Below are 13,272 nucleotides of genomic sequence, written 5' to 3' on the forward strand. Positions count from 1 at the left end.
TATTTCATCTTAACTTATATAAGTAAAATACGTAATTTGCTTTATTTGTATTTAATTTTAATGCTTACACTGTATTAGACTTTATTTATAAAGTGCAGTTATGTAGGTGAAATAAAGTGATTTAAAGTAGTTTAAACCTATATAAAGTTAAATAAATAAGCGAAGTATAGAATTATGAAATAACAAAAAAGCCATACAAAATAGTATGACTTTACTTTATTAATTATAAAATTATGCTTGTGGTGCAGGTGTGTCACCCTCCGCTTCATTATTTACAATACCAGTATTTCCATGTGCGTAAGATGGAGACCAACCTTCTCCATGTGTATATTCAGGAGAACCACCAGTATGACCATGACTATAAGCTAAATCAGGTCTTTGAGGTGACCAAGTATCGCCTATATTTACTGCTATTAGTTTTTGTTTTGTTTTTGCTATTTCATTTGTATGCCCTAATCCTAAAGACGCAATTCCTAATACAGATAATCCAACTATTGTTAATCCAATCTTTTTCATTACTTTAACGCCCCTTTTTCTTCATATTTTCTCCTTGCTTCATTACTCATATAAAAATACTTACTAGCTTGTACATGATTTTCTTCTTGATAGAATGCATTTGCTAAAATTTCAGTGTATTCTTGCACGCAGTCCCATAGTTTTTCTTTTTTAAAGTAAGAAATCCCTTCTAAAATTACTTTTTCTAAAAATAATGCGGAAGTTTTATTATTTAGTTCTTTTAGAATCATAAAATGAGGTAGAAGTTCTTTGTTTTCAAGTTCATTACAAATACGTAGACCGTTTTCAATCAATTCTTCGGCAAGAGTATGTTCGCCTAATTTATAATACTCACGTGCTTCTACAAAAATAGCTTTGAAGTGTTTAGGGTTCTTTTTCGTCACTTTGGATACATGTCGAATTGCTAAATTTGAAAGATTTTGATTCGCGTATAACCACGCTAAGTTGTGTCGTACTCTAAGGACTAGAGATTCTTCATTGTGTTTTTGTAGAATATCTAACGCAGAATTTAGATTGATTTCCGCCTGTTCAAATTGTCTTAAATCTATGCAGGATAGCCCATAAACATTGTCACAGGAAGCTATATTAACTTCATATCCCGTATGTTTAGAAAAGATATCTTTTGCCTTCGTTACATATTGAATTGCAATTAAAGGTTGGTATGTTTGATAGTGGAATGAAGCAATGCGGTAATTAAATTCAGCTTCCTCTAATTCATTCAGTGCGTACATTAAAAGCTTTTCCGCTTTTTCAAATTCTTCTCTAGCTTTAGTGTAATTTGAAATCATCGCTTCATGAATGCCTTTAAAGAAGTGGTAATAGTAGGATAAAAAACTACTATTAGGTATATCAAAGGAGTTAATTTCATTAAAGCTATCTTTTGTAATGTTAAGTCCATCGGCTAGTACTTTATATCTAAAGTCTAATAACGAATAGTATAATAATAAATTTTTATCTTCTTTTATGCTGGAAAGCTTATCTTCAATTTCTTGTTTTAAGTTTGTTGCTTGTACATTTTGATGTTGTAGTATAGCTTGATACCAGTCATTAAGTAACTTTGTAACCTTTTCATTCTCCTTCACTGGAACATGCATGAAATCCCTTCCTTTTCTGAATAGTCTTACATTAAATGATAACAAGAATAGAATATAATGGAAATTGAATTTCAATATTTCTCAACATTAGTTTGACAATTTGATTTTAAAAGGAAAAATTCATTAATTCATTGTATTTAGTAAATTCAAATTTTTGGTGCGAAAAAACAAGCCAACATAGTATGATTTTCTTGTGGAATATTAAGGGAAGGAAGGGCTATATGGTTCAAATAAAGGTAACACCTGAACGGTTGGAACAATCGGCAAAGCTAGTTCTTGAAACTAAAAATAGATTAGAACAAATACATAAAGATTTATATAACCAAACGGAATACGTAGCTTCAATGTGGAATGGTGCAACGAGTCAAAGGTTTTATCAGATGTTTAATGAAACAAAACCTCAAATGTTTAATGTGTTTCGGCAATTTGATAAGATTGCAGAAGAACTAATGCACGCTGCTGAAAATTTCGTAATGTTGATGAACTTTATGAGGGTAATTTATCAGATGAAAAGGTAAAAGAAGGGGCAATGTGCGGCAAACCCTCGGAAAAATCTATGCTTAGAAAAATTTGGGACGGTATATACATTGGTTCTGGGCAAGTTATCGGAGGGATTGTAGAAGGGTTTGATTCACTAGACGATACAGTAACAAAAGAAAACATTAAGTATGCTATAGGTCACCCTATAGAGACAATTTCTACTGCTTGGAATACTATTTCGGATTCATTTATGAATGATTTTTGGCATGGCGATGCAGAAAGTCGTACAAGATGGGGAACGGGTATTTTTATGGGGTTTGGATTAGGATTGATTGGTGATAAAGGAATAAGTAAAGTAACTACACTTTCAAAAGGCACCAATCTAACAAATTTCTCAAAAGGTATCTCGTCCGTTTCGAATCAATTACCATTGAAAGAACGATTTGCATTTGCAGGTACTAGTGGCTTTGGTGGCAATCAGATAAAAACTTTGGAAGCTTTACAAGAAGCCCGTGATACATTTATGTTTTCAAAAGCTGGTGGAAGAAGTAGGGTTAAAGATGTACAAGAAGTAATAAAAGATTATGCGGATAAAGTTCTTGATAGAGTTGAAGTGAAAAATAAGTATCCTGATTCGTATACAGCATCTAAAATATTGCGTGAAGAACTTAAGGATGCAGGGATTGAACCACCCCCATATTCTAATGCAGCACATCATCTAACACCTTGGAACGATAGTAGGGCAGAAAAGGCACAAAAATTATTAAGGGAATTTGGGATAGATCCTGATTCGGCGGCTAATGGAGTATTTTTACCTTATAAAGTTAATGAATACGTGACTACTGAAGTCTTACATATAGGAAAGCATAGTTCAGAGTACATACTTGAAGTAGAGAGAGTATTAAGTCTTGTTAAGAAACGGGGCGGTACGCAAGAAGATGCTGTTGAAGCTTTACATGATATCAGAGAACGTTTATTGGATGGTGAATTAAAATTAAATAAACCGAAGAAAAAGTAATCTTATTTATAATAGAAAAATAGCAAAGGAGAGTAAAAATGAAAATTTGGGAATTAAAGAGTTCATTTGATGACTATGAATCCTTTCAATTATTGAATTTAGAAGAAGATTCTAAAAAGTATTTTGAAGGGAAAATTGACTCGGCAGCAAAAGCATCTAATTCATGGGGAGAAATACGTATTAAATGTGTAGAAGAAGGAAAGCAAAGTGATTTCCCTCATTTTTGGGGAGAAGTTGGTACACCAATGGTTAGTGAGAAAGCTAAAAAATTCCTAGAACCTAAGCTGGTTGATAATGTAGAATTTCTTCCCCTAATTCATGATGTGACAGGCGAAGTATATTATATAATTAACGTTTTAAATGCAATAGATGCTGTTGACTATGAAAAAGCTATACTAAAGAAATTACGTTCTGGTTTAGTAATAGATTTTAAAAAATACGCATTCTTATCTAATATGGTTAAGAACCAAACAATATTTAAAGTTTACTTAAATGAAATATTACATATTCCTTCCGTCTTTGTATCGGATGAATTAAGAAATGCAATTTTAGAAAGTGATTTAAAAGGTTTTGAATTTGTAGAGGTATGGGATTCAGAAGCAAACATGTAAAAGATAGTCCTAAAATAACTGATAGTTAACAACATGGACGAAAAAATTTCAGGGATTCTAAGAATGTTAGACAATTATGAGGGAAATGAGAAAGGAATTTTTGAAATGATTCAAGCTGAAGCAATGGTGAAATATAAACAATGTGAAGAAATGATAGATACGATACTGAATAATAAGTCTAGAAGTGAAACAGAAAGACATGAAGCTATAATGAATATGATAGGGTCCGTTTTTACTTGTGGTGCATCTTATGGAACTGTTCAGATTCCAGTAGCAATGATCTCAAAACATCAATTACCTACACATTAATTTGTATTTTAAAACAAAGGTGAAACAATAGAAGAAATGAAATTAATATTGAAAAAAGTACGCAAGCGATTTTATAATCGAAATAGTTTAGCATACATACCGTTGTATGTTCATTTCAAACATTTTTATTTCTACATTACATGCAAGGTAAAACCTTGATTTTACTGATAATTTTACATAACCGTTACCGTGTGGTTTCCGGTACCACGTCTGCCGGGGGTTCGAATCCCTCTGGGCGCGTCAAAAAGTCCTAACTTACGTTTTGTAGGTTAGGACTTTTTTTATTTCCCTCTTGTTATATCTGATAATAAGATTTACTATTAGTACTTGGTTATAATTTAATTCCTTTATTATTTTCTTTCAATATTATTCAAATTTCGGTTTTAAGTTGTAAATCTCATTAATACATATAAATTAATAATATTTTGGAATGGGTGTCTGTGATAGCATTCTCCTTTTACCAAACTTATTGTACAATAGAAACAAGGGGGAGATTAGTTTGAAGGCAAGTCTTTTACAAGAACAAAGCTTACGTTTGGCAATGACACAAGAGTTAAGGCAAGCGATTACAATGCTCCAGTATAATGTACAAGAATTATCGGAGTTTTTGTATGAGCAATCGTTAGAGAATCCCCTTATTGAGTTAGGTGGTTTTGAGAGGGAGAAGAAAAAGAGCTCTAACAACAGTAAAAGTACCAGCAAACAAGTCGAGAATCAGATGGAAATCTACAGTGTGGATTCTACAACGATTCAGCAACATTTATTAAATCAAATACAGTATTATAAAATAGAGGAAGAAGAGCGAAAAGTAGCTTCTTTCATTATTATGAACATGGATGGAAATGGGTATTTACAAGAAACGAATGAAGAGTTAGCAAATCTTCTTTCCGTACCACTTCATGTAGTTGACCGCTCTGTAGAGCTTGTCCAATCACTGGAGCCAGCAGGGGTAGGAGCGCGTAATATTCAGGAATGTCTAACTTTACAATTGAAGCGCTTACAAAGACGGAATGGATTAGCAGAAGAGGTTGTAGAAGATCATTTCGCTTATTTCGTGAAGAAAGATTGGCGAAAGCTCGTTCAAGTGTTGAAGTGTAGTAATGAGGAATTGCAATCGGCGGTGAACTGTATAACGTCATTACAACCAAAACCAGGTCTTGCGTTTTCTTCTGATAAACCACTTTATATTGTGCCTGATATGGCAGTGAAAAAAGATGGCGATCGTCTCGTTTTACAAATGAATGAGAGAAATATGCCGAGAATTGAAATTCATTCTGAATATAGTGCGCTTCTTAATAATAGTGAAAGTGAAGTAGCATCTTACGTTTCAGAAAAGTATCAGCATGTACAGTGGATTATGCGTAGTTTGAAACAGAGAAAACAAACGCTTTTGCAAGTGATGACCATTATTATGGAAAAACAACGTGATTTCTTCTGGAAAGGTCCGGAGTATTTAAAGCCGCTCGCTTTAAAAGAAGTAGCAGAAGAGCTAAGCGTGCATGAATCGACAATTAGTCGTGCAACGCGAAATAAATATGTGCAAACACCACACGGTTTATTTGAGATGAAATCGTTCTTTAGTAATGCCGTTTCGACTACTGAAGATGAAGCAGTTTCTACAAAGCGTGTAAAACAATTTATTCAAACGCTTGTTGAGGCGGAGAATAAGAAAAAGCCACTTTCAGACCAAAAGATTTCAAAATTATTAGAAGAAGAGCATGAAATCGTTATTTCTCGAAGAACAGTGGCGAAGTATAGAGAGCAAATGCACATCCCAGCGTCGTCATTACGAAAAACGATCGGATAGGTGAAGAAGATGAAAGTTGTACTGTATACAAAAAATGATTGTGGCCTTTGCGTGAAGGCGAAACAAGTTTTACAGGAAGTACAATGTGAATATTCTTTTCAAATTGAGGAAATAGATATATATGAAGATAATGACCTTTTAGAAAAATATCACCTAATGATTCCGGTTGTAGAAATAGACGGAAAACAAGTAGAATATGGTAACATTCACAAAGGTGTCATAATAAACTATATAAAGAATGCAGTTAAGAGTTGAATAAGTTTCTATCTCCTGTTACAATAATACACGTAGCAGGGATTATTTTTTTAACCTATGTGGGACACAAAATGTCACTACGGGACGTAAAGTGACCACGAGGGAAAATGAACCGATGTAGTGAGGAGAAAAGATATGCGCTCATGGATTCAGAACACAAAAAAATTATTACCTGATCTGCTACCTGTTATGCAAACGAGAATGCAAATTCTTCAATACATTAGGCTCATGCAGCCAATTGGAAGAAGAAACTTATCAGCAAGTCTCGGTATGACAGAACGAGTATTGCGAAGTGAAGTTCAAGTTTTGAAAGAACAAAACTTAGTTCACGTCGCTTCTTCTGGAATGACTTTGACAGAAGAAGGAACAGCTTTAGTTCTTGCTTTGGAAGACTTTATGAAAGAAATTTCCGGGTTAAAGGTTTTAGAAAAGCAACTTAAGGAAACATTAGACTTGGATGAAGTTTTCGTTGTCCCTGGTGATAGTGATGAATCGCCTTGGGTCAAACTGGAGATGGGCCGTGCTTGTGTGACTTGTATAAAAGACCGTCTGACAGCGAATAATATCGTTGCTGTGGCTGGAGGAACTACGCTAGCTGCTGTTGCGGACATGATGCAGCTTGATTGCAAAGATTTACATATGCTATTTGTCCCAGCACGTGGTGGAATTGGAGAAGGCGTCGAGTTAGAAGCCAATACTATTTGTGCCAAGATGGCGCAAAATACGATGAGTAATTATCGCTTATTGTATGTTCCAGACCATGTTAGCAGCGAAGCATATGCGTCTATTGTGACAGAGCCTTCCGTGAAAGAAGTTCTTGAGTTGATTCGATCTTCCAATATCGTCATTCATGGAATAGGTGATGCGTTAACAATGGCACGTCGCAGAAATACTTCAGAAGCAGATTGGTTAAAGATTCAGGCAAGCGAAGCAGTTGGCGAAGCTTTCGGTTACTACTTTAATGAACAAGGAAATGTTGTTCATAAAGTAAGAACAGTTGGTATGCAACTAGAGGATTTACAAAATGTATCTCACGTTGTTGCAGTCGCTGGAGGTTCTTCAAAGGCAAAGGCAATACAGGCTGTAATTAAACAAGGGCACACTTCAATTCTAATTACAGATGAAGGTGCAGCAAAACAGTTAACAAAGGGTATTACCCTTTAATATAATCCCCCAAGGAGGAAATTCAAATGACTAAAATTGGTATTAATGGATTTGGACGTATCGGACGTAACGTATTCCGCGCAGCACTTAACAACCCAGAGGTAGAAGTAGTAGCAATCAACGACTTAACAGATGCTAAAACTTTAGCTCACCTTTTAAAATATGACACAGTTCACGGAACTTTAAACGCAGAAGTATCTGCTAACGAAAGCAGCATCGTTGTTAACGGTAAAGAAATTAAAGTTATCGCTGAACGTGACCCAGCACAATTACCATGGAGCGACTACGGAGTAGAAATCGTAGTAGAATCTACTGGCCGTTTCACTAAAAAAGCAGACGCTGAAAAACACTTAGGTGGATCAGTTAAAAAAGTTATCATCTCAGCTCCAGCTTCTGACGAAGATATCACTGTAGTTATGGGTGTTAACCACGAACAATACGATGCAGCTAGCCATAACGTAGTATCTAACGCTTCTTGTACTACAAACTGCTTAGCTCCATTCGCTAAAGTATTAAACGAAAAATTCGGCGTAAAACGCGGAATGATGACAACAATTCACTCTTACACTAACGACCAACAAATCTTAGACTTACCACACAAAGATTTACGTCGTGCTCGTGCAGCAGCTGAAAACATGATCCCAACATCTACTGGTGCAGCTAAAGCAGTAGCATTAGTATTACCAGAACTTAAAGGTAAATTAAACGGTGGCGCTGTACGTGTTCCAACTGCTAACGTTTCTCTAGTTGACCTAGTTGTTGAACTTGATAAAGAAGTAACAGTTGAAGAAGTAAATGCAGCATTCAAAGCAGCAGCTGAAGGCGAATTAAAAGGTATCCTTGGATACAGCGAAGAGCCATTAGTATCTATCGACTATAACGGATGTACAGCTTCTTCTACAATCGATGCATTATCTACAATGGTAATGGAAGGTAACATGGTTAAAGTACTTTCTTGGTACGATAACGAAACTGGTTACTCTAACCGCGTAGTAGACCTAGCAGCTTACATGACTTCAAAAGGTCTTTAATTCTTAATTATATAAGTTATCAATGACAAAACGAGGGAGAGGGTTTGTTCCCTCTCTCTCTTCTTTCGTTTTAAAAGCAAATGTGTTAAGCTTTTGAGTGGGTTTTGTCAATCCTAACTAGTAGTCGGAGGGAAATCCAATGAACAAAAAATCAATTCGTGACGTAGATTTAAAAGGTAAGCGTGTATTTTGCCGCGTTGACTTCAACGTACCTATGAAAGAAGGCAAAATTACAGATGAAACTCGTATCCGTGCAGCTCTTCCTACAATTCAATATTTAGTAGAGCAAGGTGCGAAAGTTATTTTAGCAAGCCACTTAGGCCGTCCAAAAGGTCAAGTAGTAGAAGAATTACGTCTTACTCCAGTAGCAGCACGTTTAGGCGAGCTTCTTGGTAAAGATGTTAAAAAAGCAGACGAAGCATTCGGACCAGTTGCACAAGAAATGGTTGCAGCAATGAACGAAGGCGACGTATTAGTTCTTGAAAACGTACGTTTCTATGCGGGCGAAGAAAAGAACGATGCAGAACTTGCGAAAGAATTTGCAGCTCTTGCTGACATCTTCGTAAACGATGCATTCGGTGCAGCTCACCGTGCTCATGCTTCTACAGCAGGTATCGCGGACTACCTACCAGCAGTATCTGGTTTACTAATGGAAAAAGAGTTAGATGTTCTTGGAAAAGCACTTTCTAACCCAGATCGTCCATTCACAGCTATCATCGGTGGGGCGAAAGTAAAAGATAAAATCGGTGTAATTCGTCATCTATTAGACAAAGTAGATAACTTAATCATCGGTGGCGGACTTGCTTACACATTCGTTAAAGCTTTAGGTCATGAAATTGGTCTATCTCTATGTGAAGACGACAAGATTGAACTAGCAAAAGAATTTATGCAACTTGCAAAAGAAAAAGGCGTAAACTTCTACATGCCAGTTGATGTTGTAATCACTGAGGAATTCTCTGAAACTGCAACAACTAAAATCGTTGGTATCGACTCTATCCCTTCTAACTGGGAAGGCGTGGACATCGGTCCTAAAACACGTGAAATTTATGCAGATGTAATTAAAAACTCTAAGCTTGTTGTATGGAATGGACCAATGGGTGTATTCGAAATGACTCCATTCGCAGAAGGTACAAAAGCAGTAGGACAAGCATTAGCAGATGCAGAAGGTACATACTCTGTTATCGGCGGTGGTGACTCTGCAGCAGCTGTTGAAAAATTCGGTATGGCTGATAAAATGAGCCACATTTCTACTGGCGGCGGTGCGTCATTAGAATTCATGGAAGGTAAAGAGCTTCCAGGTGTAGTTTGTCTTAACGACAAATAAGTAGCAGCCAAAGAAAAAGGACGGTGCAAAGCATGCGTAAACCAATTATCGCAGGTAACTGGAAAATGAATAAAACTCTATCTGAAGCAGTTAGCTTCGTAGAGGAAGTTAAAGGTCAAATCCCAGCAGCTTCAGCTGTTGATGCAGTAGTTTGCTCTCCAGCTCTATTCTTAGAGCGCCTTGTAGCAGCGACTGAAGGAACTGATTTACAAGTAGGTGCACAAAACATGCACTTCGAAAAAAATGGTGCATTCACTGGCGAAATTAGCCCAGTAGCACTTAGCGACTTAAAAGTAGGCTACGTAGTACTTGGCCACTCTGAGCGTCGTGAAATGTTTGCTGAAACAGATGAGTCAGTAAACAAAAAGACTATCGCAGCATTTGAACATGGTTTAACACCAATCGTATGTTGTGGTGAGACTTTAGAAGAGCGCGAAAGCGGAAAAACATTTGATCTAGTAGCAGGTCAAGTGACAAAAGCACTTGCAGGTTTAACTGAAGAGCAAGTTAAAGCAACTGTTATCGCTTATGAGCCAATCTGGGCTATCGGTACAGGTAAATCTTCTTCTTCTGCAGATGCAAACGAAGTATGTGCGCACATCCGTAAAGTTGTTGCAGAAGCTGTTTCTCCAGCTGCTGCAGAAGCTGTTCGTATTCAATACGGCGGTAGCGTAAAACCAGAAAACATTAAAGAGTACATGGCACAATCTGACATCGACGGCGCTTTAGTTGGCGGTGCTAGCTTAGAGCCTGCTTCGTTCTTAGGTCTTCTGGAGGCGGTAAAATGAGAAAGCCAACAGCTCTAATTATTCTTGACGGTTTCGGACTTCGTGAAGAAACTTACGGGAATGCTGTAGCACAAGCTAAGAAACCTAATTTTGATGGTTACTGGAACAAATTCCCTCACACAACGCTTACAGCTTGTGGCGAGGCAGTAGGTCTTCCAGAAGGTCAAATGGGTAACTCTGAGGTTGGTCACTTAAATATCGGTGCTGGCCGCATTGTATATCAAAGCTTAACACGCGTAAACGTTGCAATTCGTGAAGGTGAGTTCGATAAGAACGAAACGTTCCAAAGTGCAATTAAAAGCGTAAAAGAAAAAGGTACTGCACTTCATTTATTTGGTTTACTTTCTGACGGTGGTGTGCATAGTCACATGAACCACATGTTTGCTCTTCTTCGCTTAGCAGCTAAAGAAGGCGTTGAGAAAGTATACATTCATGCATTCTTAGATGGTCGCGATGTTGGACCAAAAACAGCACAAAGCTATATTGATGCAACAAATGAAGTAATTAAAGAAACAGGAGTAGGACAATTCGCGACTATCTCTGGTCGTTATTACTCCATGGACCGTGACAAGCGTTGGGATCGCGTAGAAAAATGTTACCGTGCTATGGTGAATGGTGAAGGACCTACTTATAAATCAGCAGAAGAGTGTGTAGAAGACTCTTATGCAAATGGTATCTACGATGAATTCGTATTGCCGTCTGTAATTGTTAACGAAGATAACACGCCAGTTGCAACAATCAATGATGATGATGCAGTTATCTTCTATAACTTCCGTCCAGACCGTGCAATTCAAATTGCTCGTGTATTTACAAACGAAGACTTCCGTGAGTTCGATCGTGGTGAAAAAGTACCTCACATTCCAGAATTCGTATGTATGACACACTTTAGTGAAACAGTAGATGGTTACGTGGCATTCAAGCCAATGAACCTTGATAACACTTTAGGTGAAGTTGTTGCGCAAGCGGGATTAAAGCAACTTCGCATCGCGGAAACTGAAAAGTATCCGCACGTTACATTCTTCTTTAGCGGTGGTCGTGAGGCTGAATTCCCAGGAGAAGAGCGTATCTTAATTAACTCACCGAAGGTTGCAACGTATGACTTGAAACCTGAAATGAGCATTTACGAAGTAACGGACGCTTTAGTAAATGAAATCGAAAATGATAAACATGATGTTATCATTCTTAACTTTGCGAACTGTGATATGGTTGGCCATTCTGGGATGATGGAACCAACAATTAAAGCAGTAGAAGCAACTGACGAATGTTTAGGAAAAGTTGTAGAAGCGATTCTTGCAAAAGATGGTGTGGCACTTATTACTGCTGACCATGGTAATGCTGACGAAGAATTAACTTCTGACGGAGAGCCAATGACAGCTCATACAACTAACCCGGTTCCTTTCATTGTTACTAAGAACGACGTAGAATTACGTGAAGGTGGTATCTTAGGTGATATCGCTCCAACTATGCTTACACTTCTTGGTGTTGAGCAACCGAAAGAAATGACAGGTAAAACAATTATTAAATAATTTGCTTATATAAAAAGGAGAGAATTTATTATGTCAACAATTATTGATGTTTATGCTCGCGAAGTCCTTGACTCTCGTGGTAACCCAACTGTAGAAGTAGAAGTTTACACAGAAAGCGGCGCTTTCGGACGCGCTATCGTACCAAGTGGTGCATCTACTGGTGAACACGAAGCAGTAGAATTACGTGACGGTGACAAATCTCGTTACCTTGGTAAAGGTGTTGTTAACGCAGTAAACAACGTTAACGAAATTATCGCTCCAGAAATCGTTGGTTTCGACGTAACTGACCAAGCTGGTATCGACCGTGCTATGATCGAATTAGATGGCACTCCAAACAAAGGTAAACTAGGTGCTAACGCTATCCTTGGTGTATCTATGGCAGTAGCTCATGCAGCAGCTGACTTCGTAGGTCTTCCATTATACCGTTACCTTGGTGGATTCAATGCAAAACAATTACCAACTCCAATGATGAACATCATCAACGGTGGTTCTCACGCTGATAACAACGTAGACTTCCAAGAGTTCATGATCTTACCAGTTGGTGCTCCAACATTCAAAGAATCAATCCGTATGGGTGCTGAAGTATTCCATGCACTTAAAGCTGTATTACATGACAAAGGTCTTAACACTGCAGTAGGTGACGAAGGTGGATTCGCTCCAAACCTTGGTTCTAACCGTGAAGCATTAGAAGTAATCATCGAAGCTATCGAAAAAGCTGGTTACAAAGCTGGCGAGAACGTATTCTTAGGAATGGACGTTGCTTCTTCTGAATTCTACAACAAAGAAACTGGTAAATATGACCTTGCAGGCGAAGGCCGTACTGGCTTAACTTCTGCAGAAATGGTTGATTTCTACGAAGAGCTTTGCAAAGACTTCCCAATCATCTCTATCGAAGATGGTTTAGACGAAAACGACTGGGATGGTCACAAATTATTAACTGAGCGTCTTGGAAGCAAAGTACAATTAGTTGGTGACGATTTATTCGTAACTAACACTCAAAAACTTGCTGAAGGTATCGAAAAAGGTATCTCTAACTCAATCTTAATTAAAGTTAACCAAATCGGTACTTTAACTGAGACTTTCGAAGCTATCGAAATGGCTAAACGTGCTGGTTACACAGCAGTTGTATCTCACCGTTCTGGTGAAACTGAAGATGCTACAATCGCTGACATCGCAGTTGCAACTAACGCTGGCCAAATCAAAACTGGTTCTATGAGCCGTACTGACCGTATTGCTAAGTACAACCAATTATTACGCATCGAAGACGAACTAGGCGAAATCGCTGTTTACGATGGTATCAAATCTTTCTACAACATCAAACGATAATTGTAGAAAATAACGACAGACCG

The 13,272-nt window shown here is 37.5% G+C and carries 12 protein-coding genes and 1 pseudogene; 11 read left to right on the forward strand and 2 right to left on the reverse strand.

All coding sequences use genetic code 11. The features are described 5' to 3' along the window. Nucleotides 1-231 precede the first annotated feature (231 nt). A complete protein-coding gene (locus tag QCI73_RS01950; RefSeq protein WP_000719637.1) occupies nucleotides 232-516 on the reverse strand; it encodes a hypothetical protein in 285 nt (94 codons plus the stop codon). Then, nucleotides 516-1,610, reverse strand: coding sequence for a response regulator aspartate phosphatase (locus QCI73_RS01955; protein ID WP_327922722.1), 1,095 nt, complete (start codon nucleotides 1,608-1,610; stop codon nucleotides 516-518). The genes QCI73_RS01950 and QCI73_RS01955 overlap by 1 nt, the downstream gene beginning before the upstream one ends. Nucleotides 1,611-1,831: 221 nt before the next feature. Here QCI73_RS01955 and QCI73_RS01960 point away from each other — a divergent pair. The 11 genes and pseudogenes from QCI73_RS01960 to eno all read left to right on the forward strand — a co-directional run bounded on the left by QCI73_RS01960 (nucleotide 1,832) and on the right by eno (nucleotide 13,249). After that, nucleotides 1,832-3,108, forward strand: a pseudogene (locus tag QCI73_RS01960) (WXG100 family type VII secretion target). A gap of 38 nt (nucleotides 3,109-3,146) precedes the next feature. Continuing rightward, nucleotides 3,147-3,719 carry an imm11 family protein gene (locus QCI73_RS01965; protein ID WP_073524373.1) on the forward strand — a complete coding sequence of 191 codons (573 nt, stop codon included), beginning with the start codon at nucleotides 3,147-3,149 and terminating at the stop codon, nucleotides 3,717-3,719. 33 nt (nucleotides 3,720-3,752) lie between these two features. Continuing rightward, the gene (locus QCI73_RS01970) at nucleotides 3,753-4,028 is read left to right on the forward strand and encodes a hypothetical protein (RefSeq protein WP_041184157.1); all 276 of its coding nucleotides are present in this window, start codon (nucleotides 3,753-3,755) and stop codon (nucleotides 4,026-4,028) included. A 499-nt stretch (nucleotides 4,029-4,527) separates the two neighbouring features. Next, complete coding sequence (rpoN, locus tag QCI73_RS01975) at nucleotides 4,528-5,835, forward strand: RNA polymerase factor sigma-54 (protein ID WP_000647974.1); 1,308 nt, start codon at nucleotides 4,528-4,530, stop codon at nucleotides 5,833-5,835. A gap of 9 nt (nucleotides 5,836-5,844) precedes the next feature. Continuing rightward, a complete protein-coding gene (locus QCI73_RS01980) occupies nucleotides 5,845-6,090 on the forward strand; it encodes a glutaredoxin family protein (RefSeq protein ID WP_000869738.1) in 246 nt (81 codons plus the stop codon). Nucleotides 6,091-6,225: 135 nt separating this feature from the next. Next, nucleotides 6,226-7,254 (forward strand): gapA transcriptional regulator CggR, encoded by a 1,029-nt coding sequence (cggR, locus tag QCI73_RS01985; protein WP_001258187.1) that lies wholly within the window; start codon nucleotides 6,226-6,228, stop codon nucleotides 7,252-7,254. Nucleotides 7,255-7,280: 26 nt separating this feature from the next. Further along, nucleotides 7,281-8,285, forward strand: coding sequence for a type I glyceraldehyde-3-phosphate dehydrogenase (gene gap, locus QCI73_RS01990; RefSeq protein ID WP_000161231.1), 1,005 nt, complete (start codon nucleotides 7,281-7,283; stop codon nucleotides 8,283-8,285). A 139-nt stretch (nucleotides 8,286-8,424) separates the two neighbouring features. Continuing rightward, nucleotides 8,425-9,609, forward strand: a complete 1,185-nt coding sequence (locus QCI73_RS01995) for a phosphoglycerate kinase (RefSeq protein WP_138320766.1) — start codon at nucleotides 8,425-8,427, stop codon at nucleotides 9,607-9,609. Between the two features lie 32 nt (nucleotides 9,610-9,641). Continuing rightward, nucleotides 9,642-10,397: a triose-phosphate isomerase gene (gene tpiA / locus QCI73_RS02000; protein WP_001231036.1), complete on the forward strand. Its 756-nt coding sequence runs from the start codon at nucleotides 9,642-9,644 to the stop codon at nucleotides 10,395-10,397. Beyond that, entirely contained in the window at nucleotides 10,394-11,923 is a 1,530-nt protein-coding gene (gene gpmI, locus QCI73_RS02005) for a 2,3-bisphosphoglycerate-independent phosphoglycerate mutase (RefSeq protein ID WP_001231150.1), read from the forward strand. Before tpiA ends, gpmI begins: the two co-directional genes overlap by 4 nt. Before the next feature lie 30 nt (nucleotides 11,924-11,953). Continuing rightward, complete coding sequence (gene eno / locus QCI73_RS02010; protein ID WP_000103957.1) at nucleotides 11,954-13,249, forward strand: phosphopyruvate hydratase; 1,296 nt, start codon at nucleotides 11,954-11,956, stop codon at nucleotides 13,247-13,249. Nucleotides 13,250-13,272 lie beyond the last annotated feature (23 nt).

Source organism: Bacillus cereus group sp. MG16 (genome assembly GCF_040459875.1).
Classification (GTDB): Bacteria; Bacillota; Bacilli; order Bacillales; family Bacillaceae_G; genus Bacillus_A; species Bacillus_A paranthracis.

What these genes read in the sequence shown, in the direction of transcription:
- QCI73_RS01950 (WP_000719637.1), bottom strand. Translation starts at nt 516, where the DNA reads ATGAAAAAGATTGGATTAACAATAGTTGGATTATCTGTATTAGGAATT.
- QCI73_RS01955 (WP_327922722.1), bottom strand. Translation starts at nt 1,610, where the DNA reads ATGCATGTTCCAGTGAAGGAGAATGAAAAGGTTACAAAGTTACTTAAT.
- QCI73_RS01965 (WP_073524373.1), top strand. Translation starts at nt 3,147, where the DNA reads ATGAAAATTTGGGAATTAAAGAGTTCATTTGATGACTATGAATCCTTT.
- QCI73_RS01970 (WP_041184157.1), top strand. Translation starts at nt 3,753, where the DNA reads ATGGACGAAAAAATTTCAGGGATTCTAAGAATGTTAGACAATTATGAG.
- QCI73_RS01980 (WP_000869738.1), top strand. Translation starts at nt 5,845, where the DNA reads ATGAAAGTTGTACTGTATACAAAAAATGATTGTGGCCTTTGCGTGAAG.
- cggR (WP_001258187.1), top strand. Translation starts at nt 6,226, where the DNA reads ATGCGCTCATGGATTCAGAACACAAAAAAATTATTACCTGATCTGCTA.
- gap (WP_000161231.1), top strand. Translation starts at nt 7,281, where the DNA reads ATGACTAAAATTGGTATTAATGGATTTGGACGTATCGGACGTAACGTA.
- QCI73_RS01995 (WP_138320766.1), top strand. Translation starts at nt 8,425, where the DNA reads ATGAACAAAAAATCAATTCGTGACGTAGATTTAAAAGGTAAGCGTGTA.
- tpiA (WP_001231036.1), top strand. Translation starts at nt 9,642, where the DNA reads ATGCGTAAACCAATTATCGCAGGTAACTGGAAAATGAATAAAACTCTA.
- gpmI (WP_001231150.1), top strand. Translation starts at nt 10,394, where the DNA reads ATGAGAAAGCCAACAGCTCTAATTATTCTTGACGGTTTCGGACTTCGT.
- eno (WP_000103957.1), top strand. Translation starts at nt 11,954, where the DNA reads ATGTCAACAATTATTGATGTTTATGCTCGCGAAGTCCTTGACTCTCGT.